Source organism: Pontibacter mangrovi, assembly GCF_006385705.1.
Lineage (GTDB): Bacteria > Bacteroidota > Bacteroidia > Cytophagales > Hymenobacteraceae > Pontibacter > Pontibacter mangrovi.
The window spans coordinates 558,957-584,724 of the sequence record NZ_VFRQ01000002.1 but is presented as its reverse complement, the minus strand read 5'-3'; the positions used below and the strand labels follow the sequence as shown (position 1 = coordinate 584,724).

Here is a 25,768-nt window from a genome sequence, read left to right as displayed (position 1 = left end):
CTCGGAGTGTCTTATACATTATGTGTCAATATTCTGTGAAGCCCGATCAAGACCAATTCAGGAATTACAAAGATGCGTCCTTTTAACTTACTTTCAAAAAATCCTGCATCGCCCCCGCAAAGTATAACCACTAATCCTGCAGCTTTTTCGGTGTAAGACTGGATGAGGCCGTTGAGTTCGGCCACACTACCGGCTAAAACGCCGCTCAAAATCGACTCTTGGGTACTTTGCCCCGTCAACGGAAAATTTTTGTCGATTTGCTGTACTAACGGCAGGCGCTCTGTAAAAGTATGCAAGGCCTTGAATTTCATCTGCAGCCCCGGCGCAATGCCTCCGCCATGGTATTGGCCCTGCGCGTCCACAAAGTCGTGGGTGATACAGGTACCGGCATCAAACACCAGGCAGTTGCGCCCCGGAAACAGGTAATTGGCCCCTACCGCCGCGGCTATACGATCGGCCCCCAAGGTTTGCGGGGTTTTGTAGAGGTTTATAACAGGCAAGGCTGCCTGCGGGGTTAGCTCCAATAGTTTACCCGTCACAGACAGCCTCTCCTTTATACTTTGTGCGCTTACGCCTACCGAGGCAACGATGGCATTGTCAAAAGTTTGGTGTTGCAGCGCGGGCGGCAGGTTGTTCTGCCCTTCAAAATATCCCTGCTCCACCAGGGCACCCTCCTCGAAGATGCCATACTTTGTGCCGGTGTTCCCGATATCAATGGCGACGTTGCGCATGTTATCTTACATGAAGTATTTCAGCTGGATAACTTCTTTTTCGGTCAAATAGCGCCACTCGCCGCGTGGCACGTCTTTTTTGGTCAGGCCAGCGTACTGTACGCGGTCCAGGGATACGACATCGTAACCAAGGTGCTCAAAAATACGGCGCACGATGCGGTTGCGGCCAATGTGTATCTCCAGCCCCAGAAACTTGTTGGACTCACCAAGTATTGCCACATCGTCTACTTCGGCTTTGCCGTCCTCCAGCTCCACGCCTTCGGCCACTTTTACGTAGTCGGCTTTGGTGATCGGTTTGTCCAGCTCTACCTGGTAGATTTTTTTGATGTTGTTTGATGGGTGCGTCAGCTTCTGCGCCACTTCGCCGTCGTTGGTGAACAGCAGCAGGCCGGTGGTGTTGCGGTCCAGGCGGCCAACCGGGAAGATGCGCTCCTTAGAGGCGTTCGCCACCAGGCTCATCACCGTTTTGCGGCCTTCCGGATCGTCCGTGGTTGTCAGGAAATCTTTCGGCTTGTTGAGCAGCACGTACACCATCTTCTCGCGGCTCAGGAGCTTTTTGCCGTAGTATACGTTATCGGTAGGCTGTACTTTGTAGCCCATCTCCGTTACTACTTCTCCGTTCACTTTTATCTCTCCCGATTCAATCAGCACGTCTGCCTCGCGGCGCGAGCACACACCCGCATTCGCGATATAGCGGTTTAGGCGGATAGTTCCGTCCTTCTCTTCTTCTTCGCGATTGCTTCGCTTAATGCGCGGGTTGTTCTTGTAGCGGCTCAGGTTATAGTCGGGCGCCTCTGATGCTTCTTCGTTATTGCGGAAGCGGTCGTTGGAGCGGCCACGGGAGCTAAAGCTTTTAGCGCCTCTCTCGCCTCTGTCCTCACGGAAACCGCGCTTCTCGCCGAACGAAGGTTTGCCCTCGCGGCTAAAACGACGCTCACCACGTTCTTCTCTTCCTTCTCCACCTCTGCGGTCGTCACGGCGATCCGGGTTAAAGCTGCGGCGCTCACCATCCTCCCGTCTTGGGCGGTCGCTGCTGAAAGAAAGGCGCTCGCCACCCTCTCTTCTGTCGCCGCCAAACGAGCGTCTTTCGCCTCCTTCTCGGCGATCTCCACCTCCACGGCGGTCATCGCGTCTGTCGGAGTTAAAGCTTCTTCTGTCGCTGTCGCGTCTTTCCGGCCTGTCTGCGTTGTACGAGCGGCGTTCTCCACGCTCTCCTCCCTCTCTTCTATCGCCATAAGAACGGCGCTCTCCGCCTTCGCGGTTCGGTCGGTCGCTGTTGAAGCTACGTCTTTCGCCGCCTTCGCGCCTGTCGCCGTAGCTGCGGCGCTCGCCATCGTCACGTCTTGGGCGGTCACTGTTAAAGGAACGACGCTCTCCGCCTTCCCTTCTATCACCTCCGAAAGAACGTCTTTCCCCACCCTCACGACGGTCATTGTTGAACGGCTTGCGGTCGTTATCTCTTCTGTCTGATCTGTCTCCGAACGAGCGGCGCTCTCCGCGTCCTTCTCTTCCTTCGTCAGATTTTTCGTATTTATCTCTTCTGTTAAAGATTTTCTTGCCTTCGCGGTCGTTGTTCGGTCTGTCAGAGCGGTCTCTATCAGCGCCTCTTCTGCCTGCGCCGGCGTTGTCGCGGTCAGGACTTTCGTTAAATTTTGCCATTGCTAAATATTTATCGATGCAGTATCGCTACTGTACCTTAGTTGTGCAGTAATAATGGAATTGCTAAAACTATAGTTCAATACGTGTGTGATGCCCAAGGGGCTAATCGGCGGCTTCGCCAATGGTGTTTTCTTCGGTGGCGAAATCTTTTAGCTGCGGAAGGTCTTTGATGTGGTTGATGCCGAAGTAATCCATGAACTTCTGCGAGGTGCCATAAAGCACCGGGCGCCCAATGGTTTCGGCCTTGCCTTTAATCTCGATCAGTTCTTTCTCCAGCAGCCGCTGTACGGCATAGTCGCAGCCTACGCCGCGAATCTGCTCCATCTGGCTTCTGGTAACCGGTTGCTTATAGGCAATAATGGCCAGCGTCTCCAACGCAGACGCCGACAATTTCTTCTTCGATTTATGTTTCAGATAAGTGCTGACCGTATCCTGGTACTCGGGCTTGGTCAGGAACTGATAGCCGCCCCCGATCGCGTAGATCTGGAAAGCGAAATTTTGCTCCTGCAGCCGCTCGTTTATAGCTTCCACGGCTTCCAGCACATCGCTCACCAGTATCTCCTCCATTCCGAGCGACTCCTGTAGGCAGCGCTGGATCTCCTCGATGCTAATGGGCGACTGGGCACAGAAAACCAGTGCCTGAATATGGTTCTGCAGTATATCCAAAGGTAATAAGTACTAGTCGTTACGCTGAAGTTTGGCTTCAATAGAATGCTGGGTGTGCGGTACGGCACGCAGTCTTTCTTTAGGTATCAGCTTTCCTGTTACGATACAAACACCGTAAGTACCGTTTTTGATCCGGATCAGGGCATTTTCCAGCTGCTGGATAAACTTCATCTGGCGCGAGGCTAGTTGGTTCAGGCTTTCCTTTTCGGCAGTGTCTGCACCATCTTCCAGCATTTTAGACGGAGAGGCTGTGTTATCCGTGCCGGAGTCGTTTCGGCGGCTCAGGGTCTCCTTAATAAAGGCTACCTCCTTCCGCGCGTTCGTCAGCTTCTCCTGGATGATTTCCTCGAACTCAGCAAGCTCTTCTCTGGAATATCGCTGTTTTTCTTCGTTTGTATTCATTACGTTGTCTTGAACTGTGATATAGTTTTACCTTTTGCTTAAGGGGGTTATCAATTAAGCTGAAAACTAAAGCGTCACTTGTGGCCATAACATCAGGCGCACATTTATAGTTTAACTTTTTTAGTTTAGCAAAATCTTAGCCAAAAACCTTTGTGTCAATCTGGTATCCGCTAAAATTGCTGCAAAAATAAGAGTATTCTTTATACTTTGCTATTGATGTCTGTTATTTAACCTTTTTTTCTCTCCGATAATCGCTTTAATTTCAGGCGCTCACATTTGGAACAATAGTTGTGAAGTGCAGCAATAGCCTCTTGGCTATACTTAAAAGTGCTTATTTAACTATACTGTGATGAAGAAACTTACTCTATTGCTTTCTGCCATACTTCTGATGGCTGCTATATCTACCGCTTCTGCGCAGGTGCGCCGCCAACAACAGGAGCCTTCGCCTAGCGTTGTTATAAAGGCGAATGTGCTGAGCCCGTTTGTGCTCACTGCTTCCGGCTTTGTAGAAGTTGCCGTTGCCCCGCATGCGAGCGTTCAGTTTGGCGCTTTTACCACCGGTGCCTCATATAAGGATGTGGAGTTTAGCGGCTATGGCTTTACTCCGGAAGTCCGTTATTACCTCTCCGACACCAAAGAGGCGCCCAGCGGCGTGTATGTAGCTGGTTATGGCCGCATTCTAAACTATAAGCTGACGGTAGACGACAAGGAGGAAGGCAAAACCTACGAGGCTAGCTACAAACCAGTCGGTGCGGGTATAGCTGCCGGTAACCAATGGATCTTCAACAGCGGCATCTCACTGGACTTGTTTATGGGCTTGGGCGTGAATGGCGGGAGCCTGAAGGTAAAAACAGGAACTGAAGATGATTTTGACCTCGGCTTCCTAAACCTGGTGGGTAGTGGCGTTCGCTTCAGGCCTGGCTTAACGGTGGGTTATAGTTTTTAGGGAACAAATAAAGTATAGAAACCCCGCTTCAGTGATTGAGGCGGGGTTTTTACTTTTAACTGCAGCTTATCTTCAGTTTAATACTTCCAGCTAATTTTCTGGCGCAAGCGGACGCTTGTGCCTTTATACTTCATAACCGCTGCTTTCTGCAACTGGCACCGGGCTATATTTTCTAGCTGCCGTTCATCCTCAGCCTTACAACCTATTGCATCTTATACTTGGCTCCCTCCAAGGCCGGGAGGCCTCCCCGAAATGTTTCGGGGTGAACTAATTCCCGCTCGGCGCTGGGAGCTTTTCCTGCCGGGGGTAGGGGCCCTCTTCTCATGCCTCGGGCTGCCTGCGGCACCGAAAAAACTCGTATAAGAGGGCCCCTACCCCCGGCGCCTCACAGAAAAACTGGGATCAAATTCTATAGCCACCTCTATGTAACTTGAACAAGTATAGTTCCCCTCCTTGGCTAAGGAGGGGTTAGGGGTGGTTGGACCCGGGACTGCAGAAAGCTCCCTCTCCTGTTATTAGGAGAGGGCTGGGGTGAGGCAAATTCCCCTCTTGGGAGGGGTTAGGGGTGGGTCAATCGCCTGCCGAAAACTTACTTCCTTTAACAAGTCGCAGGCCCTGGGCATGTTTGGGGGATTGGGCAGTTAGAGCCGGCGCTTCAGAAATCCTGTTCATCCAACCATCCTGCAAATCCTGATGTTACCTTAAAAACTCAGCATGCCGATAGCCGCGGCGGCGGCCTCAACGCCTTTGTTACCGTGCTTGCCTCCTGCCCTGTCCAGCGCCTGCTCCAGGTTGTTAGTCGTAACCAGGCCAAACGACACCGGCTTGTTGAACTTTAGCGCCACATTGGTAAGCCCGTTGGCTACGGCATTGTTGATGTAGTCATCGTGCTTGGTATCCCCTTTGATCACGACGCCAATGCAGATCACCGCATCGATCTCCTCCTGCATGGCCAGAAACTGCGCCCCCAGTGTTAGCTCAAAGCTGCCGGGCACGGTGTTGATGAAGATGTTCTCTTTCTTAGCGCCGTGTTTTAGCAGCGTATCCACCGCCCCCTGGCACAGCACACTGGTAATATCATCGTGCCACTCGGCCACTACAATGCCAAAGGTCTTCTCAGAAATGTCTTTAAACTTATCCTGGCTATACTCGCTCAGGTTCTTTAATGCTGTAGCCATACTTTGTGTTGTTACGCGTTGTCAGTTATTCTGAATGGTGTATACTATCGCAACTGATTGTTTCTCCTAGCTGCCGTTATACTTATGCGTTGGCAAAATACCAATAAAAAAGCGCTTCTGCCTCACGGCAAAAGCGCTTTTCATATATTCTACAGGTTTACTACTCTGCCTGTGCGTCTCCTGCCAGTACTTCGGCACGGGCTTTATACTTTTTGGCGTCTGTCACCTCCGCAGAAGCAGCATAATCCTTAACGATCTGGCCGTATACTTCAGCGGCGGCGCTGTAGTTGTTGGCTGCCTCATAAGCGATACCGGCCTTCATCAGGTACTGTGGCGAGAAGAACTGGTTAGCGTTATGGCTCGCAGCTTTTTTATACTGCTCGGCTGCCTCTTCGTTCTTACCCTGCTCCAGCAGTGCGTCGCCGGTCAGGCTGTAGGCCCGGGCCTGCAACAGGTAGTCATCCGACTCAAAATCCTGCAGGTGCTCTGCAGCCTCTGCAAACTGCCCTTGCTTTAGCAAGGCCGCGCCAGCGTAGAAGTTTGCCAGGTTACCAGCATCTGTTCCGCTATAATCTTCGGCAATCTCCAGCAGGCCTGCGTGCTGCCCGTCGCCGTTCAGTGCCTTGCCCAACGAGTCGGCCTCGAAGTAATATACCGCCTGAAACATGGCGTTCTGTGCCTCCACGTTCTGGGTGCTGCGGTAGTTATAGTACAGGAAACCAGCCACAATAACAGCAGCAATGGCGATGAATACTCCCAGCAGCTTCGATTTGTTTTTCTTCACAAAGTCCTCTGAGCCGTACAGGCGGTCTGCCAGCGCATCAGGGTTCTCAACCAGCTCCTCAAACTCGCTGTGGTGTTTAACTGTTTCTTTTGCCATCAGTGTGTTAATGTATTACAGCTTCAAAAGTATAAATTAAATGTTATTAGAATCAACACTTACTGACTCTAAACAAGAAAATTATACCTTTTAATTCCTTATTGTTTGATTTAATGCGACTTAGTCCATTATAAATGGATAGTCCTTCTCTACATAAATGTCTGTATACAGCTCCTCCGGCTCCGGATATGGCGAGTTCTCGGCAAATTCCACCGACTCTGCCACCTGCTGCTTCACCTTCTCATCAATCTGGTCCAGTTCCTCTTCGGTAGCCCAGCCGTTCTTCAGGATCGTGGCTTTCACGGCCTCTATCGAGTCGCGGCCTTTGTAGTCTTCAAGCTCCTCCTTGGTTCTATACTTGGCAGGGTCCGACATGGAGTGGCCTTTGTAGCGGTAGGTTCTGAACTCCAGCAGGGTTGGGCCTTCGCCGGCACGGGCACGCTCAGCGGCTCTTGCCACCGCCTCATGCACGTTCTCTACCTCCATCGCATCAACCGGCTCCGAAGGGATGTCGTAGCTCTCGCCCAGTTGGTACAGCTCCACCACGTTAGAAGTACGCTGCACAGAGGTACCCATGGCGTAGCCGTTGTTCTCGATCACGAAGATCACCGGCAGCTTCCAGGTCATGGCCATATTCAGGGCCTCGTGGAAAGCACCCTGGCGCACCGCACCATCACCCATGTAAGTGATGCACACGTTGCCGGTCTGGTTATACTTCTCGGCAAAGGCGATACCAGCGCCAAGCGGCACCTGCGCGCCCACAATACCGTGGCCACCCATAAAGCCTACTTCCTTATCGAAAATGTGCATAGAGCCACCCTTGCCTTTAGAGCAACCGGTAGCTTTGGCGAAAAGCTCTGCCATGATAGCGTTCGGGCTGGTGCCCAGCGCCAGCGGGTGCGCGTGGTCGCGGTAGGCGGTAATCCATTTGTCGCCTTTTTCAAGGGCAGTGGCAGCACCGGCGGCACAAGCCTCCTGGCCGATGTACAGGTGGCAGAAGCCTTTAATCTTCTGCTGGCCATATAGCTGGCCCGACTTCTCTTCGAAACGGCGCATGAGCTTCATCGACTCATACCACCACATGTATGTTTCTTTTGAAAACTTTGGCTCAGCCTGTACCTTTGCCTTCGCCGACTTCGCTTTTGCCTTATCTTTCGTATCAGCCATGAGTAATAGTCTATGTGCGTTTTAAGATGTCCGTTTATACGTTGTGGCTATAATTGCCTAGCACTGCGGCAAATATAAGCCCTAAACGGTTTAGCATGCGAAATTAAGGAAAAAGATATCAAAGTAGAAATTAAATGCTCCTCGAAAATCTCAGTTTGCTGTTTTTCAAAAACTACGAAGAAGCCGCGCTTAGCTTTTCGGAGCATATCAACTGTTTTATCGGCGACAACGGCAGCGGCAAAACCAACCTCCTCGACGCCATCCACTACCTCTCCATGACTAAAAGCGCCTTTCCCGGCACCGATGCGCAAAGTATAAAACAGGGCGAGGATTTTTTTATGGTGAAGGGGCGCTTTGAGATTGAGGGGGAGAAGCACACGGTGCAGGTGAGCCTAAAGCAGGGGCAGAAAAAGACCGTGACGCACAACAAGGCGCCCTACGAGAAGATCAGCGACCACATCGGCCGCTTTCCGGTGGTGCTTATCTCGCCTTACGACACCGACCTGATCCGGGAGGGCAGCGAGGAGCGACGCAAGTACTTCGACAGCCTTATGTCGCAGTTCGACCACGTGTACCTGGAGCAGCTCATACAGTATAACTACATTCTGAAGCAGCGCAACTCGCTACTCAAACAGTTTGCCGAGCGCAACTACTATGACCGCGATTACCTGCAGATCCTGAACGAGCAGCTGGTGCCCTTCGGCGAGGAGCTGGTGCAGGCGCGGCAGCGTTTTCTGCAGGATTTCGTGCCGATCTTCCAGAAGCACTACCACCACATTTCCGACAGCCACGAGGAGGTGACGCTCACCTACAAGAGCCAGCTGAAGGGCAGCGACTTTGCCCATAAACTGCAGCAGGCCGAGCGCAAGGACATGGCCCTGCAGCGCACCACCGTGGGGCCGCACAAGGATGATTTCGTGTTTTTGATGGACGGCAACCCCGTGAAAAACTTCGGCTCGCAGGGGCAGCAGAAAAGCTACGTGATCGCCCTGAAGCTCGCGCACTTTGAGGTAATGGACCAGCGCCAGCACCACAAGCCCCTGCTCCTGCTCGACGACATTTTCGACCGCCTAGATGAGAAGCGCATCACCAAGCTCATGCAAATGGTAGCCGCCCATACTTTCGGCCAGATATTTTTAACCGACACGCACTTAGATAGAACAGACAAAATACTCGAAGGCCTCTCGGAAAGTATCCGTAGATTTGAGGTGAGGGAGGGAAAGGTGAAGGTGATTGGGGAGTTGTAGTTAGCAACATGTATCTACCGCCATGGAAAATCTACTTCATAAAGTACTACTGAACTTAAAACAGACAAAAAAGGAAGATTTTGTAACACTGGAGACTTCCTTGAGTGATCTGATTGATTCATTTTCCCCAAGGAATTCAGTAAAACTAGGTACTAATTTTATCCAAAAAGTAATTACTTCAACTGACAATATTACTTTCGTTCTACTAGGACATCTGTATATTGAAAGACTTTTAAATGAAATCTTATTAAAAGAATTTGATATTCAGGATATAAAAAAGGCAAATAAAAGCCTTAACACATTTTATAAAAAAGTTGTCTTTCTTAAAAAGGCGAAAACTATAGATGAAGAGCTTATCAATGATATTTTATTAATTAACAGTTTGAGAAATGCTTTTGCTCATGAGCTAAATTATAAATTGTCAAATTTTAACATTTGGAAGTTGTCCGCTTTGCAAAACGTTGAAAGAAATGACTTTGAACCAAACTCAAAAGCAGCGAAAGATATTTTTACTCGGCTAATCATTAAAGTGTATTTCTTCAAAATTTTAAGGGATTTAACAGAAAAATTTCGATTCCTAAGTCTTTTAAATGAAGGTTAACTCTTACTCATCACTCTTATATACTTTTAAGTCCTTACCACCTTTAAGTATTCACCCACTCATTCAAAATTTAAAACGTGCGCTACTACAAGAAGAAAGAGGCGATTGATAAACGCAAGGCAGACATCCAACCGATCGGGGACAGCCTGAAAGCGCTGATGCAAGCTTACCGCCTGGACGGCAAACTGAGCGAGGTGCAGCTGGTGCAGAACTGGGAGAAGATCATGGGCAAGCCCATTGCCCTGAAAACGCAGCAGCTATACTTTAAAGACGGCAAGCTGTTCGTGAAACTGACCTCGGCCCCGCTTAAGCACGAGCTCAACATGTCTAAAAGTAAGGTGATTGAGATTCTGAACACCGAGGCGGGCAGCGATGTGGTGAAGGACATCATCTTTCTGTAAGGCAACAGCACGGCCCGAAAACAAGTATAGCTTTTCCTGAATAACTATACTTACCCATGACTGACACACAGCACTTCCGCCCCGTTTCCTACTCCCGCACCACCCTTACCGAGCTCATGATCCCGAGCTACGCCAACTTCGGCGGCAAAATACACGGTGGTATACTTCTTTCCTTGATGGACAAGGTGGCCTACGCCTGCGCCTCCAAGCATGCAGCCAACTACTGCGTTACGGTTACGGTGGAGGGCGTGCACTTTCTGCAGCCCGTAGAAGTAGGCGACCTGGTTTCCTTAAAAGCCTCTGTGAACTACGTGGGCAACACTTCGCTGATGGTGGGCATCCGGGCAATCGCCGAGAACGTGAAAACCGGCAAGGTAAAGCATACCAACACCTCCTACTTCACGATGGTAGCCAAAGGCGACGACGACAAACCTACCCTGGTGCCCGGCCTTATTCTGGAGACGCGCGAGGATGCTCGCCGCTTTCTGGAAGCCATTAAACGCCGTGAGTTGTCGCGCCGCTACGAGTCTGAGCTGGCTAACTCCAAAACCATACTTCAGGTAGAACAGGAGCTGCACCTGTTGCAGCAGGAGCGGTGTAAAGTGGCGTTTTAAGCAAGCCCTCGCAGCGTCCGGAGGTCCTGCGAGTGTCTGGCTGCAGCACCGGGACCAACCACCGCTACCTTATCAAACCACCCCTGCCCCTCCTTGTCCAAGGAGGGGAATCTGTAGCTGCTAGTTCAGAAGTATAACTTCTATAGCTGCTATTGTCATCTGAAGGTGTAAACCCACCCCTTAGAGCTACGCTCGCTACCTTCGAACTCCCGTTCTCGGTAGTCCAGAGGAGGGGAATTTTCCGCAGGTGTAATCATCCCCCTGCCCCTTCCGGACTTCGAAGTTGGACGAAAGTATAGCTTACGCTATCAAAAACTGATCCCAGTATTTCCGTTGAGCGCCTTCTAGATTTCCGGTGCCGCCGTGGCGGCATTGCGACGCAGGAGCAAAGGAAATGTAGACAGCGCGATGCGGGAAGACGAGGCCTCCCGGCCTTGGAGGGAGCCGAGTATGAGATGAAATAATGGTCTATGTAAGACTGAGGATGAACGGCAGCTAGAAAGGATAGCTTGTGTCAAGCTAAAGAAACCGGAGGCTAAAGTATAAACAGGCGGACAAGGATGTCCGCAGCAGGAAAGTTTCGGAAAGGGATGTCCGAAACAGCGAGCGAGGATAGCTTGGCTCCAGTTGCAGGAAGCGGCGGCTAGTAAGTACAAAGGCACCCCGAAAGCCTTCGGGGCACCAGAAAAGGGGCTAAAGTATAACAGAAACTCCAATTCCCATTTCTCCCATATCCTTTGTAACTTGTAACACAGATCATTCACCTTAAACAAACACATGACGCATAAATCTACCCTTAAACCACTGCTGGCGCTTCTGCTGCTGGCAGGTGCCCCCTTCGTTAATCCTACCCAAAGTATAGCCCAGGAAACGGTACGTCAGGATGACGACATCAAGAAGATGATCAACCAGCTCTCGGCCCAGAACCTGGAGCAGCTGGTGCGTAAGATGGTGAGCTTCGGCACGCGCCATACCCTGAGCAGCACTACCAGCAAGAAAGAAGGCATCGGCGCAGCCCGCGAGTGGGTAAAATCCGAATTTGAGAAGTATGCCCAGGCCTCCGGCGGCCGCATGACCGTGGAGATGGACAAGTTTGTAGTGCCGGCCGACGGTCGCCGGGTGCCGCAGGACACAGAAATGGCCAACGTCATGGCCATCCTGAAAGGCACCGACCCGAACGATGATCGTGTGATTATCGTGGGCGGCCACCTCGACTCCCGCGCTACTGACGTGATGGATGCCAAAAGCAAGGCCCCCGGCGCTAACGACGATGCCTCCGGCGTGGCGATGGTGATGGAGATGGCCCGCGTGATGGCTTCGCAGAAATTCCCGGCTACGCTCATTTTTGTCGCGTTCCAGGGTGAGGAGCAAGGGCTGTACGGCTCTACCCACCTGGCCGAGCGGGCCAAGAAAGAAGGCTGGAACCTGATCGCCATGCAGAACAACGACATTGTGGGTAACTCCTACTCTGCCGAGACCGGCCTGCACGACAACACCAAAGTGCGCATCTTCAGCGAGGGCGTACCTGCCAACGAAACCGAGGAGCAGGCCCGCCTGCGCCGCACCTTAGGCGCCGAAAGCGACAGCCCGAGCCGCAACCTGGCCCGCTACATGGAGTTGGTCGGCGAAAAGTATGTAGACCAGCTGGACGTGGTGCTGGTGCACCGCGCGGACCGCTTCCTGCGTGGCGGCGACCACACGCCGTTTAACCTGCAGGGCTTTACAGCGGTGCGCATGAGCGAGATGAACGAGGACTTCAACCACCAGCACCAGGACGTGCGCAAGGAAGAAGGTACCCAGTACGGCGACCTACCTGAGTTCATGGATTTTGAGTACCTGCGCAAGAATACCGGCGTAAACCTGGCAAGTATGGCCAGCCTGGGTTGGGCCCCGGCCGCTCCGGAAAAGGTAGGCGTTATCACCTCTAATCTCACGAACAAAACCGACCTGAAGTGGGAGGCACCGAGCAAAGGAGCCAAACCGGCAGGTTATTACGTGCTGATGCGCGAAACCAAAAGCCCGAACTGGGAGAAGCGCTTCTATGTGACCGACACCAAGGCCACACTCCCCTACTCCAAGGATAACTACTTCTTTGCCGTGCAGTCGGTGGACAAGGAAGGGCACGCGAGTTTGCCGGTGCTGCCGGTGCCGGTGCGGTAATTTATACTTTAGTTGATAATGAGAAAGCTTCTGCTACCCCTGTTGCTGCTGTTCTTGCCGGCCTATACGTTGCTGGCACAGGAACAGCCGCTGCAGGTAACGAAAATCGCCCCCAAAGTATACGTTCATACTTCCTATAAGCAGCTCGGCAAGGTTACTTTTCCCTCGCATGGGTTGGTGGTTTCTACCAAAGAGGGCGCAGTGCTGGTTGATACCGGTTGGGGGAACGAGCCTACGGAGCAGCTGCTTGCCTGGGTAAAAACCAACCTGAAGCAGCCCGTGAAAGTATGCGTGCCCACGCATTGGCACGATGATAAAATGGGTGGCATTGATGCGGTTCAGGCGCAGGGGATTCCGGTGGTTACCTCTGAGCTTACGGCCATACTTGCCGCTGCAAATAAAGCGGGCACCCCGGACGTTACATTCGCCACGGACACAGCCTTTACGCTTGGCGGGCAGCGGTTTGAAGTATATTATCCCGGCGGCGGACACACGGCTGACAATGTGGTAGTATACCTGCCGCAGCAGAAGATCCTGTTTGGCGGATGCCTGGTAAAGGATGGGCAGTCAAATAACCTGGGTAACACCGCCGATGCAGATCTTCGCCATTGGCCAAACGCCATCCGAAACCTGCAGCAGCGCTACCCAAAGGCCAAGGTGGTGGTGCCAAGCCACGGCCCCTGGGGCAACCAGTCCCTGCTTAGCCATACTTTGGAGCTGTTGCAGGAGCAGAAGAAGTAATCTCATAATACTACTATCGACTGAATAATGCGTATGGATCAGTTCCACAGATTACCAACAGCCTAAAACCCACCCCTAGCCCCTCCGAGGAGGGGAATATGCCTTTAGAATTGTACAAGATACTGCGCAAGAAATAACTGAATAGTGGTATAACAGAGTATAAAAGAGAGGCCGGTGCAAAACAGCACCGGCCTCTCTTTTTATACTTATACTTTTTCAGCTCAGCTATACTTAGTCTCTGCTGACCAGCTTATTAAAGTTCCCGTTCGGGTCGTGCAACAGGGCCAGGTTGTTCTTGTCAAACTCTTTAAAGAACTCATCCCAACTGATTTCGTCAAAACTGCCGTTGTCGTCGCTTTTCTTCGGGAAGTGGATGCGCAGCACGCCTTCGCCGCTGCCGTCGTTCTCGGTTCCTTTTATCACGCTAGGCACACCACCGTGCTGCTCGGCCCATTTCTGTATTTCCTTATGGTCAGTCGTTTTCTTTGAGTCGCTCATAGTTTTATCGTTTTAAGTTCGTTTTCTGCAGTTAAGCTATACGGCTGACCATGGCTAAAGGATAAGCAGCAAAAAAAGCAGCCCTGCGTAAGGCTGCTTTTTGCTGTATAGGTAGTGTATTCTCGTTGTGCTTACAGGCGGCTGATGCGGGCCGCGGCAGACACGTCAGAGGTAATGCTGGGGCTGCCTTTGTAATACACCGCAGAGGCGCCGGAGGCGTTTATATCCAATGCCTCACTGGCAAACACCTTCACGTTGCTGGCCCCGCTGGCTTGTATGGCCACTTCGCGCGCCTCCAGCTCTGAGGCATCCACTTTAGAGGCACCCGACATCTCCATGTGCAGCACATCGGCCTTGCCTATCAGTTCTACTTTGCTGGCGCCGCTCATATCAGCCCGCAGCTCCTTGGTGCTTACGGTAAGTTTTACGTTAGAGCCACCGCTCATGTCCAGCTTCAGGTTATCAGATTTAAAGCTGGAGTTGCCGATTACTTTTACCCCGCCGCTAATGTCGATGCTCTCCAGGTCCTTCAGCGTAACATAGGCTTTCATGCCTTTGTTGGTGCTCACGCCGCGGTCGTTGTAAATGTGCAGGATGCCGTTGCGCACCTCTGTTTTAATGTTGTCGATCAGGTTCTCTTCGGCCTCCAGCTTCACGCCCTCATTGCTGCCCTGGGTTAGCTCCACTGTAAAGCCACCGCTTACGTCAATGCCTCTTATACCGGACACCTCGCGGTTTTGCGTGGCCATCTTCTTGTTTCCGCGCAGCGACTGCCCCATAGCGGCGGACACGTTGAGCAGCACCATGGCAAAGGCCAAAAGGCCAAAAGCAGCTGTTTGTAGTTTTATGATCCTCATAGTTTTAAGATTGGTTATTGATTTCCTTTTAATTCCTTCCCAAAAGAGATTATACATGAAAGATGCCATTTTTCCGGGAAGGTTGCTTGAGGGAGAAAAAATATTTTGCCGCTATGCTTTTGCAGCCGAATTGTTCATCCAGCGCTCAAACACCACGGCCCCGGCAGCATAGGCCAGCACATCCAGGGCATCGGCTGTGTATCGGTGGTGCAGCAGCGGCAGCAGCGCCTCAAACACCAGGCTAAACAACAGCAGCGCCAGCAAAGTATAGCGCCACGGCAGCACAAAGTATGGGTTCTGAAAGTATAGTCGTTCTGCGGTCAGCGCCAGCGCAAGTGTCAGGGGGAGCACCAGCAGATCGTCGAGGTGCGCGTGCAGCGGCCAGATAATGATGCCAAAGAGCTCCAGCAGCTGGTTGCCCAGGGCAAGCAGGGCCAATATGATAAAAAGCGGCTGCCGGAGATTTGCCATGCCTACAGCGCCACCAAACCAATGGCCAGCATGATGCTGCCCAGTATCAGCAGAAACACCTCCACAGGGCTTAGCCTTTTGATCCAGCTGGTTTGGGAGGGCGGCTGCCGCATCCCGCATGTGGGGCATGTATCGGCATAAGGAGGCAATGTGGCGCCGCAGCCAGGGCAGTTTTTAGAATTTGATGCAGCCATAAGCGCAAAGGTAAGCCCGCCAGCTCATAGCACCAAGGCTATTCCAGGGCAGGTTTCGCCAGTGCGCCCAAAGCAAGCCCTACTCCAAAGATCAGCGCCGGCAACAGCATCTGCTTCAGGCTAATGACAGAGGTGCCATGCCGCAGGCAATACATCATCATAGCCAGTGCAAACACTGCGCAAACCATCAGTATAGATTTGTATAGATTATTCATAGGCATGTATTATATAAAGCCTATACTCTATTATATATAAGTAAGTTACACAAGTTTTAAGCTCCAGCACAAGCGATGTTTGCACATTTTTAACGGCATATTTAAAAATACATACCTCCGCCTGGCCATATTTCTGCAATCCATCCTGCACACTGCTATAGTGCTATTCCTCACGTCACCTACTTCTGATTGGCAGTTATAACCTTCAGCTGCCGGAACGGGTAAAACAGTACACAACAACTAATACCATGACACAGACAAAAGTAGACACCGTGTACTATACCATTTCCCGTGGAGATAGCCCTTTGGTGGCCACTGCCATACATAACGGACACGAAGTGCGACATAATATATGCGCCCTCTATAATTTAACCGCTGAGGAGCGGCTGCGGGAGGAAGACCCCTTTACAGAAGAGTGGGTTAAGATTACCGATAACCAGATCGTGGGCCACTACTCCCGCTTTGAGCTGGACCTGAACCGCCCGCCCAAGAAGGCCATTTACCGTAAGCCCGAGGATGCCTGGGGCCTGCAGGTATGGAAGGAGGAACTGCCCGAGGAACTGGCGCAGGAATCGATGAAGCGCTACGATAAGTTTTACCAGGACGTGAAGCAGATGCTAACCCAGCTCCTGGACGAGCACGCTTGCCTCGTGATTTACGACCTCCATACTTACAACCACCGCCGTGAGGGCCCTGCCGGACCAGCCGCCAACCCTGAGGAGAACCCGGAGGTAAACATCGGCACAGGCAACATGAACCGCCAGAAATGGGCGCCGGTAGTAGAGGCTTTCATGCACAGCCTTGGCAACTATAACTACCAGGGCCGCAAGCTGGATGTGCGCGAGAACGTGAAGTTTGAGGGCGGCCACTTCATGCGCTGGATCCACGACACCTTCGGCGACAGGGTATGCGTGATGAGCATCGAGTTTAAAAAGTTCTTTATGGATGAGTGGACTGGCCAGCCCGACCAGGCGCAGGTGCAGGAAATACGACAGGCCCTGCAGCAGACTACCCGCCCGGTGCAGGAGGCGCTGGCGCAGGTATGCCAAGTATAAGTCTTTAGAACAAGAGATGCCGACCTTGTTTATGGATTTCATGTTCGGAAAATCGTGATGCGTGCTGCACAGCATCTACCGTGTAAATGCCGCCTCAGACAGCCTATTCACCTAAACAACAATGATTGAAAGTATAACCGACAGCTTTATCAGGAAAATCACCCGAAGCCTGAAGCGCGGCAAGCAGGCGCACCGCCGCCTGCCCAACGGCGGCCTGCTGTACATCGACAGGCCCCTGCCCTTTCTGGTGCTCTTCCGCCACCCTGCCGGCCACCCCGACCACGCCACCGCCGATTTTCTGAAAGCCAACGCCTCCTACATTATTTCGCACCAGGAGCGCAACGAGGAGCTGCGGCCGCTTGTGCAAAGTATAGCCAAGGCCATGGCCGATGAGTTTGGGGCTTTTATGATCATTGAGCTGATGGCTGCGCCCGCCGACACCTCCGAAGTGCCGCTGTTTAAGGTGCTAGGGCCGGAGGAACAGCTGCCTACCACCACCCAAACCATCGTGAAGGAGCTGCAAACTATAAAGTTGCCGGGCATTCATACTTCCGTAGAAACAGCCCCTAACGAGCCGCTGCTGCAGGAGCCGCTTTGCCTGATGCCGGAAGAGGAGCTGAAAAAGCACAGTATACTGATGCTGGGCCTGCAGCTGAAACCAGTGTATAAAAACAACGCCACTGGCAAAGTATACCCGCTGCTGCTGCGCACGCTCCGCGAGAAAGTGGCCAACGCCATCAAGAAAACCGTCTTTGACTTTGTGAGCGTGCAGACGACGCACCACCCGGTGCATTTTCAGGCGCTGGGGCGGCAGGTCGTGAACCGGGTAGCATGGCGCATCGACAAGCAGCTGACCAACATCAGCGACCAGTTCCGGTTTCTGTTGCTGGTAACGCCGGTAAACAACAACGAGGCCTGGGCGGAATTCCAAAAAGCAAAGTATAACAAGCCGCCCACGTTCCATTACCGCCTCATGCCCATCGATGCGGACCAGCTTAAGCGCAAGCTCTACAACATCTCCATCGAGAAGGTGGACGACCCCACGCTGGGCTACCTGTTCCGCGACAAGCGCCACGAGCTGGACAAGATGCTCACCATGCTCTCCGACCGCAACTCACCGGATTTCCTGTATAGCAGTATGCAGCTCTTCGGCATCGTGGACGACCAGCTGCTGAAAGTGGCCGAGGGTATACTGGCTGCCATTCCGGAACCCGACGCCGGGAAAGACACTGACATTATACCTGTGCCTGAGTTTGCGGCGCTGGCCGAGCAGGAGATTGCTTTTTTGCGGGAGCAGTACCCGGCCCTGGACTCCGGCGTGGATGTGCGGGAGGACGTGGTGGGGCTGATCGTATCGAAAGGCCGGCTGAATGTGGGCACCGACGCCCGCATACCACGCCACCGCGCTGCGGCCCTTATCCAGCACGAGGTGGGCACCCACATCCTGACGTACTACAACGGCAAAGCACAGCCGCTGCAGCAGCTCTACATCGGCAGCCCAGGCTACGAGGAGCTGCAGGAAGGACTGGCCGTGCTAAGCGAGTGGCTGGTGGGCGGCCTGGACCAGAACCGCATGCGCATCCTGGCGGCGCGCGTGGTAGCCGTGTACCACCTTACCAAAGGCTGCAGCTTTACCGATAACTTCTGGCGCCTGAAGGACGAGTACAAGTTTGATGACGAGACAGCCTGGGACGTGACCATGCGCGTGCACCGCGGCGGCGGCCTGACAAAGGACGCCGTGTACCTGCGCGGGCTGGTGCACCTGCTTAACTACCTGAAAGAGGGCAAAGAACTGGAGCCGCTGCTCATCGGCAAAATCAGGCAGGACTATATCCCAATTGTGCAGGAGCTTATTTACCGGAACGTGCTGCGCCCCATGCCCATCAGGCCGCGCTACCTCCTCGACGAGCGCATCAAACCAAAGCTGGAACAACTAAAAGCGGGCATTTCAGTATTTAACTTACTGTGATCTTCCACCACATCATCAACCTAAGTATAAACTCAAAACACCACATGACAATTGGATTTGTAGTAAACGATATAACTACTGAGAAACCCGGATACACCACTATTTTTCTGGCACAGCGCATGCACAACAAAGGGCACGTTGTGTACCTGATGGGTGTAGGCGACCTGGCTTACTACCCTGACGGCTACATGGGGGCCGACGCGATACAGGCCGACCCTAAGCATAAGTATAAGTCGCCGGCCACGTACCTGGAGGCCCTGCAGGGCGAGAAAGCCAACCGCGTGCGCGTTACCGCCCCGGACCTGGACGTGCTGATGCTTCGCAACGACCCTTCTGCCGAAGGCGAGGGACGGGCCTGGGCCCAGAACGCCGGCATTATCTTTGGCCAGCTGGCCCTGCGCCACGGCACTATCGTGCTCAACGACCCCACCAAGCTCTCTGACGCGGTAAACAAGATGTATTTCCAGCACTTTCCGGAGGCGGTGCGCCCGCGCACGCTCATCACCCGCGACAAGGAGGAGATAAAGCAGTTTTACAACGAGCAGAAGAACAACATCATCCTGAAGCCGCTGCAGGGCTCCGGCGGCTCCGGCGTGTTCATGGTAAAGAAGAACGATGCCACCAACCTGAACCAGATCGTGGAGGCCATCAGCCGCGACGGCTACGTGATAGCGCAGGAGTATCTGCCGCAGGCGAGCGAGGGCGACACGCGCTTGTTTGTGATGAACGGCGAGGCGCTGCAGCACAAGGGCAAGTACTGTGCCATCAGGCGCGTAAACAGCAAAGACGACATCCGGAGCAACATGCACGCTGGCGGCTCGGCGCAGGCAGCCAAAGTAGACCAGAAGATGCTGGACCTGGTGGAGCTCGTGAAGCCTAAGCTGATTCAGGACGGCATGTTCCTGGTTGGGCTGGACATCGTGGGCGATAAACTCATGGAGATAAACGTCTTCAGCCCGGGCGCACTGCCAGACGCCAGCGAGATGGAGGGGGTAGACTTTTCGGAGCCGGTTATAGAGGCCCTGGAGCGAAAAGTACACTACAAGAAAACCTACGGCGTGCAGATAAACAACAAAACCGTTGCCATGATCTAACCTAAAAATCAGATTGGGTATTTTTACAAAGCAGGGCGCTTGCCCTGCTTTTTCTTTTTTCGGGATTTTTTAACGGGTTTACACCCTTTAGCTGCCGCCTTTTCGGCCTTACCAACGCTTTTTTGCAAACTCGTAACCAGCCGAACAAATTGTATTTATCTGTTATAGAGGAACTTGCAAATGTATAAGTAGAGAAAGGGAGAAAAGTGAAAAATCTTTTCCGATTTTTCTTTTGGAATAGAAACCAAAGGAGTAATTTTGCACCCGAATTGAGAGAGGCACTATATCGCAATGCTAATATAGAAATTGGCTATGTATCGTGCAAGCATTGTTTGCATTTTTTTTTAATAAAAATTCAGTGGTGCAACCTTGGTTCAGGCATAAGAGGCTCCGGGTTTGGAGCCCGACAAAGACGAGAAGTTATTATTACTAAAGATAAGGTTAGATAAAGTTTAGATTAGTTTAGTTTGTTTTAAGGTGAGAGAAAGCCCCGTCATTCAATGGCGGGGCTTTTCTCATTTTAGCGCCTCATAGTTTGTTTTGCACCAGCAGCCAGCCCGCCAGCACCGCCATCGGCAGAAGCGTCAGCAGCACTTTCAGCACAGGCCCCGGGGCCGCTGTGCCCGAGCCCCAGGAACCACGGCTAAACACGTAGCGGCTGCTTACCACCAGCGTAAAAAACACCAGCGCAGCCATAACGGCATGTACCACCTGCAGCACCTGCGGCACGTCTGCAGCCGCATCCCATACCCGCAGCCCTGCCCGCACCAGCCACGGCACCATGGCCAGCGAGCAAAACAAAGCCAGCAGCGTGCCTATCTTTATCCGGAACAGCGTTACCCACGAGGCAGTACTGAACAGCACCATGCCGGCCAGCAGCGCCACATCCGAGTAAACATTGTGCGGCACCGATACATAGCCCCTGAAGAAAAGTATAACCGTTGCCGTGGCAACGCCCGTGAGAAAGTATAGCAGATAGCGTGTCATATACCGCTATCATACTCTCAAAAGGCGATTTCGGATGCCTGCAGCTCTAAAAGTAGTTAGTTCCTGACCTGCATTGCCTCTTCTTCCATATGCTTCTCTTGGTCAGGCGCTGGCGTGTATAGGCGCTCTACGAAAGTGCATTTCACGCGTGATGAGATCAGGAAGTACGGAATCCAAACACAGGCCGCCACCATGGACCTAAGCAGGCTTGTGCCCACGGTTCCGCCTGGGAGATTCACCGAAAAAGCATAAGCAATTAACAGCTCTAACAAGATGAAGGCTAAACTGCTTCCGTAGAAGATGATCATCAGCTTTGGTACGCTTGTACGGCGTTTGAAGTACAGGCGCAGTAAGAGCACGTTGTAAACCAGAAAGGCAACGTTCATGATACACTCCAGCAGCACCAGGCCAGCCAGCCCAGGCGAATAAGCCCCCGAGTTGGCATCCAGCAAGCCCTGCCACAGGTTGCTGTTAAACGCCCCACTCGAAAACAAGGATGCAAGTATGCCTAGCGGAGAGAGAAAGAGCCCGATCAGCGGAACGACAACCCAGCCTCCTATCCTTTCGGCGTCATACTCCGACACATCAGCCAATGGCTCCGGGTCCCAGAAGTATAGCCTATAGGCGGCAAAGCCAAACACGCCCAGCAACAGCAGCAAAGTAACTACCAAAGCCCAGCTAAGCTTAAAGTCGCTGACACTATCGATGAAAGCTTTGTTATAGGTCAGGCCATAGGTGATGTTGTCGAGCATGGCTTTTTGGTTGCGCAGGTAATCGGCGGTAGCCTCTGCCGCCACAAAGTCTTTCTTAGACTGGTAGGACACGTCGATGTTCAGTTCTGTACCGCTTGCGCTGTAGGTAACTTCCTTCGTGTACAGGAACGCATCGTCGTCTATCCGCTGCGTTGTGTTGTCCACCGGCCAGGCTCTTGGCAGCAGCACCTTTATACTTTGCTCTATGTTTACAGGATGGTTGAGCGCCATAGGCATGGAGCGCTTGCTGCTCTGCGGTTGGTCTATGTAGCTCGTAATGGCCAAGGACGAAAACCAACCCTCCAGCACCTGGTCGTTGTTATGCTGCGGCTGCCAAAAGCCGGGAATTTTATACTTCTCGATCACGATAAACTTATTGGCATACGCATAGTCCTCTACAACCGGGTCTGCTGCCACCTCAATCTCAGGATAAACGTTGGCATAAAAGTCCAGGTAGTTTTTCTTGATGTCCTGGATGCTGGTAGCGGCAAAATTGCTCCGTTGGCGGTCTGCGTCGCCCCCTGTATACTCTGTACGAACTTCCAGCACCACATCCTCCTCCACATCCTCGATGTAATAAATCTCCCGCACCTTTACGGTCGCTTCTTTGGCCACGGGCTGCTCTACCGGGGTCAGTTCTTTGGTGCCGGGCTCCAGAACAAGCGCTTGCCCGTAAGGCGGCAGGTAAGTGCTTCCAAAGTCGCCGCCCTGCTTGCTTATGGTGGCGTCGTACCAAAAGTGGGCTCCGCCTAAAAGCTCCACCCGCACAATGCAGTGGTCAAAGGCAAACGGAGAGGCCGGCAAATCCTGGATATGCCCCTGTAGCGTCGTGTTCACCAGCGCGGGGCTTGCCTTTATGTTCATCTGGCGCAGCATGTAAACCAGCAGCAGCGCTTTATCCTTGCAGTCGCCGAAGCGGTTCTGAAACACCTCGTTTGGGGAGTGGGGCTTGAAGCCTCCTATGCCTGCCTCAAAACCAAGGTAGCGCACCTCATCCTGCACAAACCGCAGCGCTGCTATCACCCGGCCCTCGTCGCTGCCCACCGCGGACGTTATACTGTCTATCTTTGCCTGCATTCTTTTGCTTGGCTTGTCCTCCACTTTATAAAGCGGCAGCGCCCATTTTGCTACCTCCTCCCAAGTCTCGTACTCAGACACATAAACGCCAGGGTAGGGATCGTACCAGGCGGGGGTGTTGGAATCTACATCGGTGGTAGGCAGGTGCTCCAGGTGCCAGGTATAACTTTTTACTTCTCCGGAGGTGGTTATTTTAGGTTTAGGAGCATTGAGGTGGTATTTAAAGTGTAGCTTTCGGCCCTGCGGAGCAATAATTTTTACCAGCATCTCATCTACCGGGTCGTACTGCTGCAGGTCAAAAGAAGTAAAGAACTTGCCTTTAAACACAGGGTTGCGGCCTTTTATAGTATAGGCGTAATTTACCACGTCCCCTACCCTGATATCGTCCAACACCAGGATCGCGGTCAGGCTCTCGTCATAGATGCCCGCATCCATGCCCGCCTCCCGCTGAATAACTTTCACTTTGCTCAGGTTCAGTTTATCGATCAGCTTCCCGTTGCGCCACACCTGTACCTTGTGCAGTTGCAGCTGCTCAAAATGCGGGTCAAAGCTCAGCCTTATTTCTGATGAGTTCTGTACGCCTTCCTCGGTCAGGAGCTTGTATGTATATTGGCGGTATACTTCTTCCCGCGCCACCTCATGCTGCAGGCTCAGGAGCAGGTAATGGAAGCCTCCGTTTACATCATTGGCGGTAATGGCGGTAGCGGTGCGCAGCGGTAGTTTTTGCACCCAGGCAGGCTCCGGCGTAACAGACACCCCGTTTGGGGCAGCTATAACAGTGCTTTGCCATAGGCTGCAAACAACCAGCAGCAACAGCTTTAGGGCTCTGTTAAGTTTGTTTTCTTTGTAGAAATGCATCATATAGTACTAAGCTTTAATAATTTAATGATTAAATATAGTGCAAATTATGTTATAGATGGAAACCCGTGTTGCAAAAAGATATCCTAAAGCTACGCCGCCCAAACAAAACCACCCTCTGCCTGTATAGCTATAAGGCCTGCGCCTAAAAGTATAATTTAAAGTATGAGCAAAGCGAGAAAAGGAACAAGAGACACAGCTGACCAAAAGGAAAAAAAGAGCCTGCGGGAGCAGGTGGGGGCACTGAAGAACCTGCCCAAGTTCTTCCGGCTGATCTGGGAGACAAGCCCGCGCCTGACGATTACCAACCTGCTGCTGCGCCTGGTAAAAGCCTCTCTGCCGCTGGCCATGCTCTATGTGGGCAAGCTGATCATAGACGAGGTGATCCGGCTGATAGACGTGACGGGCGAAAAAAGCCTAACCTACCTCTGGACCCTGGTGGCGCTGGAGCTGGGCCTGGCCATCCTTTCAGATTTGATAAACCGGGGCATCACGCTGGTAGACAGCCTGCTCGGGGACCTCTTCTCGAACCGTACCTCCGTGGCCCTAATAGAGCACGCCGCCAAGCTGGACCTGGCGCAGTTCGAGGATGCCACGTTTTACGACAAGCTGGAGCGGGCGCGGCGGCAAACGGTGACGCGGGTGGTGCTCATGTCGCAGGTGCTCTCGCAGCTGCAGGACATCGTGACGATTGCTTTCTTGGCCGTTGGTCTGGTCGCGTTTAACCCCTGGCTCATACTTATACTTTTGGTGGCCGTTATTCCTTCGTTCCTGGGCGAGACGCATTTTAACGAGCGCAGCTACTCCCTCTCCCGCTCCTGGACGCCCGAGCGCCGCGAGCTGGATTACCTCCGCTACATCGGGGCCTCCGACGAAACGGCCAAAGAAATCAAGACCTTCAACCTCTCCGGTTTCCTGGCAGGGCGCTTTAAGGAGCTATCAGATAGATATTACCTGCTTAACAAGAGCCTGACCGTACGGCGGGCTTTCTGGGGCAGTGCTCTCTCCGCCCTCGGCACGCTGGCCTACTACGGCGCCTACGTATTTATACTTTTCGCCACGGTGGCCGGCAATATTACGGTGGGTAGCCTTACTTTTTTGGCGGGATCGTTCAGCAACATGCGCAGCCTCTTGCAGGGCATCATGACGCGCTTTTCCCAGATCGCGGAGAGCGCTTTATACTTGCAGGACCTGTTCGACTTCCTGGAGCTGCAGCCGCAGATCACTCCTCCCGCTAACCCGCTGCCGCTGCCACGCCCTATCCGGCAGGGCTTTACCTTTGAGGATGTCGGCTTTAAATACCATAATTCGGATAAGTGGGCCGTGCGGCACCTGTCGTTCCATTTAAGGGCTGGTGAGAAACTGGCGTTGGTAGGTGAGAACGGCGCCGGCAAAACCACCCTGGTAAAGCTGCTGGCCCGGCTGTACGAGCCCACCGAAGGGCGTATCCTTTTAGATGGCGTGGACCTGCGCGAGTATGATCTGAACGACCTGCGCCACCAAGTCGGCATTATTTTCCAGGATTACGTGCGCTTCCAGATGACCGCCTCCGACAACATCGCCATCGGCCAGATCAGCAATATTACTGACAAAGAACGTATCCAAGGCTCGGCCCAAAAGAGTTTAGCTGATGTGGTCATCCAGCGGCTACCGGACAAGTATGAGCAGGTGCTGGGCAAGCGCTTTAACAAAGGCGTGGAGCTGTCGGGTGGCGAGTGGCAGAAAGTAGCCCTGGCGCGTGCCTACATGCGCGACGCGCAGCTGCTGATCCTGGATGAACCTACCTCCGCCCTGGATGCCCGTGCCGAGCATGAGGTGTTCCTGCGTTTCTCCGAACTGATCGAGGGCCGCACGGCCGTACTTATCTCCCACCGCTTCTCCACCGTGCGCATGGCCGACAGGATTCTGTTTCTGGAGCAGGGGCAGCTAAAAGAGCTCGGCTCGCATGAGGAGCTGCTGGCGCAGAACGGCAAGTATGCCGAGCTGTTTCAGCTGCAAGCAAGGGGGTATTTGTAGGTAGAAAGGTAGAGAAGTAGAAAACCTGCTGTTCCGGACTTCCTCGTCCGGAACTTTGCCTGCTGCGGACATCCTTGTCCGCGTGTCTGTAGCACCGGGTCCAACCACCCCTGCCCCTCCTTGTCTAAGGAGGGGAATTACGCAGGTGTAATCATCCCCCTGCCCCCTTCAAAGGGGGGCTTTGTTCCAGCTCCGTTAGCCATATGGCTATCGAACTTGATCCCAGTCCTTGGGTGGGGGTAGGGGCCTCCCGGCCTTGAGGGCACCAAAGTATGAGATGAAACGGTCGGCTTGTGGGAACTAGAGGATGAACGTGAACTAGTAAGTATAGC

At 52.8% G+C, this 25,768-nt stretch carries 25 protein-coding genes; 11 read left to right on the top strand and 14 right to left on the bottom strand.

What is annotated here, in order from left to right:
- Nucleotides 1-11: 11 nt before the first annotated feature.
- From FJM65_RS06095 to FJM65_RS06080, 4 genes are all read right to left on the bottom strand, one after another.
- Nucleotides 12-731, bottom strand: a complete 720-nt coding sequence (locus tag FJM65_RS06095) for a type III pantothenate kinase (RefSeq protein WP_140620477.1) — start codon at nt 729-731, stop codon at nt 12-14.
- Between the two features lie 6 nt (nt 732-737).
- Nucleotides 738-2,390 carry a pseudouridine synthase gene (locus FJM65_RS06090; protein WP_140620475.1) on the bottom strand — a complete coding sequence of 551 codons (1,653 nt, stop codon included), beginning with the start codon at nt 2,388-2,390 and terminating at the stop codon, nt 738-740.
- Nucleotides 2,391-2,492: 102 nt separating this feature from the next.
- The gene (scpB, locus tag FJM65_RS06085; RefSeq protein WP_140620474.1) at nt 2,493-3,056 is read right to left on the bottom strand and encodes an SMC-Scp complex subunit ScpB; all 564 of its coding nucleotides are present in this window, start codon (nt 3,054-3,056) and stop codon (nt 2,493-2,495) included.
- 12 nt (nt 3,057-3,068) lie between these two features.
- Nucleotides 3,069-3,458: a TraR/DksA family transcriptional regulator gene (locus FJM65_RS06080; RefSeq protein ID WP_140620472.1), complete on the bottom strand. Its 390-nt coding sequence runs from the start codon at nt 3,456-3,458 to the stop codon at nt 3,069-3,071.
- A 349-nt stretch (nt 3,459-3,807) separates the two neighbouring features.
- On the opposite strand from FJM65_RS06080, the gene FJM65_RS06075 reads away from it, so the two are divergent.
- On the top strand, nt 3,808-4,404 hold the full coding sequence (locus tag FJM65_RS06075; protein ID WP_140620470.1) for a DUF3575 domain-containing protein: 597 nt from the start codon (nt 3,808-3,810) through the stop codon (nt 4,402-4,404).
- A 701-nt stretch (nt 4,405-5,105) separates the two neighbouring features.
- On the opposite strand, the gene ribH is transcribed toward FJM65_RS06075, so the two are convergent.
- The 3 genes from ribH to pdhA all read right to left on the bottom strand — a co-directional run bounded on the left by ribH (nt 5,106) and on the right by pdhA (nt 7,629).
- Entirely contained in the window at nt 5,106-5,582 is a 477-nt protein-coding gene (ribH, locus tag FJM65_RS06070) for a 6,7-dimethyl-8-ribityllumazine synthase (protein ID WP_140620468.1), read from the bottom strand.
- A gap of 160 nt (nt 5,583-5,742) precedes the next feature.
- Nucleotides 5,743-6,462 (bottom strand): tetratricopeptide repeat protein, encoded by a 720-nt coding sequence (locus FJM65_RS06065; protein WP_140620466.1) that lies wholly within the window; start codon nt 6,460-6,462, stop codon nt 5,743-5,745.
- Nucleotides 6,463-6,582: 120 nt separating this feature from the next.
- Nucleotides 6,583-7,629, bottom strand: coding sequence for a pyruvate dehydrogenase (acetyl-transferring) E1 component subunit alpha (gene pdhA / locus FJM65_RS06060; protein WP_140620464.1), 1,047 nt, complete (start codon nt 7,627-7,629; stop codon nt 6,583-6,585).
- Between the two features lie 134 nt (nt 7,630-7,763).
- On the opposite strand from pdhA, the gene recF reads away from it, so the two are divergent.
- From recF to bla, 6 genes are all read left to right on the top strand, one after another.
- Nucleotides 7,764-8,876, top strand: coding sequence for a DNA replication/repair protein RecF (recF, locus tag FJM65_RS06055; RefSeq protein ID WP_140620462.1), 1,113 nt, complete (start codon nt 7,764-7,766; stop codon nt 8,874-8,876).
- 22 nt (nt 8,877-8,898) lie between these two features.
- Complete coding sequence (locus tag FJM65_RS06050) at nt 8,899-9,477, top strand: hypothetical protein (RefSeq protein ID WP_140620460.1); 579 nt, start codon at nt 8,899-8,901, stop codon at nt 9,475-9,477.
- A gap of 77 nt (nt 9,478-9,554) precedes the next feature.
- Nucleotides 9,555-9,878 carry a DUF721 domain-containing protein gene (locus FJM65_RS06045; RefSeq protein ID WP_140620457.1) on the top strand — a complete coding sequence of 108 codons (324 nt, stop codon included), beginning with the start codon at nt 9,555-9,557 and terminating at the stop codon, nt 9,876-9,878.
- A 56-nt stretch (nt 9,879-9,934) separates the two neighbouring features.
- Entirely contained in the window at nt 9,935-10,492 is a 558-nt protein-coding gene (locus FJM65_RS06040; RefSeq protein ID WP_140620455.1) for an acyl-CoA thioesterase, read from the top strand.
- Between the two features lie 777 nt (nt 10,493-11,269).
- Nucleotides 11,270-12,652 (top strand): M28 family metallopeptidase, encoded by a 1,383-nt coding sequence (locus FJM65_RS06035; RefSeq protein ID WP_140620453.1) that lies wholly within the window; start codon nt 11,270-11,272, stop codon nt 12,650-12,652.
- Nucleotides 12,653-12,670: 18 nt separating this feature from the next.
- The gene (gene bla, locus FJM65_RS06030; RefSeq protein ID WP_140620451.1) at nt 12,671-13,393 is read left to right on the top strand and encodes a subclass B1 metallo-beta-lactamase; all 723 of its coding nucleotides are present in this window, start codon (nt 12,671-12,673) and stop codon (nt 13,391-13,393) included.
- 231 nt (nt 13,394-13,624) lie between these two features.
- Here bla and FJM65_RS06025 read toward each other — a convergent pair whose 3' ends face one another.
- The 5 genes from FJM65_RS06025 to FJM65_RS21175 all read right to left on the bottom strand — a co-directional run bounded on the left by FJM65_RS06025 (nt 13,625) and on the right by FJM65_RS21175 (nt 15,628).
- On the bottom strand, nt 13,625-13,891 hold the full coding sequence (locus tag FJM65_RS06025; protein ID WP_140620449.1) for a hypothetical protein: 267 nt from the start codon (nt 13,889-13,891) through the stop codon (nt 13,625-13,627).
- A 131-nt stretch (nt 13,892-14,022) separates the two neighbouring features.
- Nucleotides 14,023-14,748 carry a head GIN domain-containing protein gene (locus FJM65_RS06020; protein ID WP_140620448.1) on the bottom strand — a complete coding sequence of 242 codons (726 nt, stop codon included), beginning with the start codon at nt 14,746-14,748 and terminating at the stop codon, nt 14,023-14,025.
- A 111-nt stretch (nt 14,749-14,859) separates the two neighbouring features.
- Nucleotides 14,860-15,219 (bottom strand): magnesium citrate secondary transporter, encoded by a 360-nt coding sequence (locus tag FJM65_RS06015; RefSeq protein WP_140620446.1) that lies wholly within the window; start codon nt 15,217-15,219, stop codon nt 14,860-14,862.
- Nucleotides 15,220-15,221: 2 nt separating this feature from the next.
- Nucleotides 15,222-15,413, bottom strand: a complete 192-nt coding sequence (locus tag FJM65_RS06010; protein ID WP_140620444.1) for a hypothetical protein — start codon at nt 15,411-15,413, stop codon at nt 15,222-15,224.
- Nucleotides 15,414-15,451: 38 nt separating this feature from the next.
- Nucleotides 15,452-15,628, bottom strand: coding sequence for a hypothetical protein (locus tag FJM65_RS21175; RefSeq protein WP_181163653.1), 177 nt, complete (start codon nt 15,626-15,628; stop codon nt 15,452-15,454).
- A gap of 248 nt (nt 15,629-15,876) precedes the next feature.
- On the opposite strand from FJM65_RS21175, the gene FJM65_RS06005 reads away from it, so the two are divergent.
- From FJM65_RS06005 to FJM65_RS05995, 3 genes are all read left to right on the top strand, one after another.
- A complete protein-coding gene (locus FJM65_RS06005; RefSeq protein ID WP_140620441.1) occupies nt 15,877-16,683 on the top strand; it encodes an N-formylglutamate amidohydrolase in 807 nt (268 codons plus the stop codon).
- 121 nt (nt 16,684-16,804) lie between these two features.
- A complete protein-coding gene (locus tag FJM65_RS06000; RefSeq protein WP_140620439.1) occupies nt 16,805-18,652 on the top strand; it encodes a flavohemoglobin expression-modulating QEGLA motif protein in 1,848 nt (615 codons plus the stop codon).
- A 44-nt stretch (nt 18,653-18,696) separates the two neighbouring features.
- Entirely contained in the window at nt 18,697-19,746 is a 1,050-nt protein-coding gene (locus tag FJM65_RS05995; protein ID WP_140620437.1) for a glutathione synthetase, read from the top strand.
- 528 nt (nt 19,747-20,274) lie between these two features.
- Here the strand turns inward: FJM65_RS05995 and FJM65_RS05990 are convergent.
- Both FJM65_RS05990 and FJM65_RS05985 read right to left on the bottom strand, forming a co-directional pair.
- Nucleotides 20,275-20,733 carry a hypothetical protein gene (locus FJM65_RS05990; RefSeq protein WP_140620435.1) on the bottom strand — a complete coding sequence of 153 codons (459 nt, stop codon included), beginning with the start codon at nt 20,731-20,733 and terminating at the stop codon, nt 20,275-20,277.
- Between the two features lie 56 nt (nt 20,734-20,789).
- Nucleotides 20,790-23,423 carry a DUF3857 domain-containing protein gene (locus tag FJM65_RS05985; RefSeq protein ID WP_140620433.1) on the bottom strand — a complete coding sequence of 878 codons (2,634 nt, stop codon included), beginning with the start codon at nt 23,421-23,423 and terminating at the stop codon, nt 20,790-20,792.
- A gap of 162 nt (nt 23,424-23,585) precedes the next feature.
- Here FJM65_RS05985 and FJM65_RS05980 point away from each other — a divergent pair, with 162 nt between their 5' ends.
- Nucleotides 23,586-25,436 carry an ABC transporter ATP-binding protein gene (locus FJM65_RS05980; protein WP_140620431.1) on the top strand — a complete coding sequence of 617 codons (1,851 nt, stop codon included), beginning with the start codon at nt 23,586-23,588 and terminating at the stop codon, nt 25,434-25,436.
- The last annotated feature ends 332 nt before the right edge of the window (nt 25,437-25,768 follow it).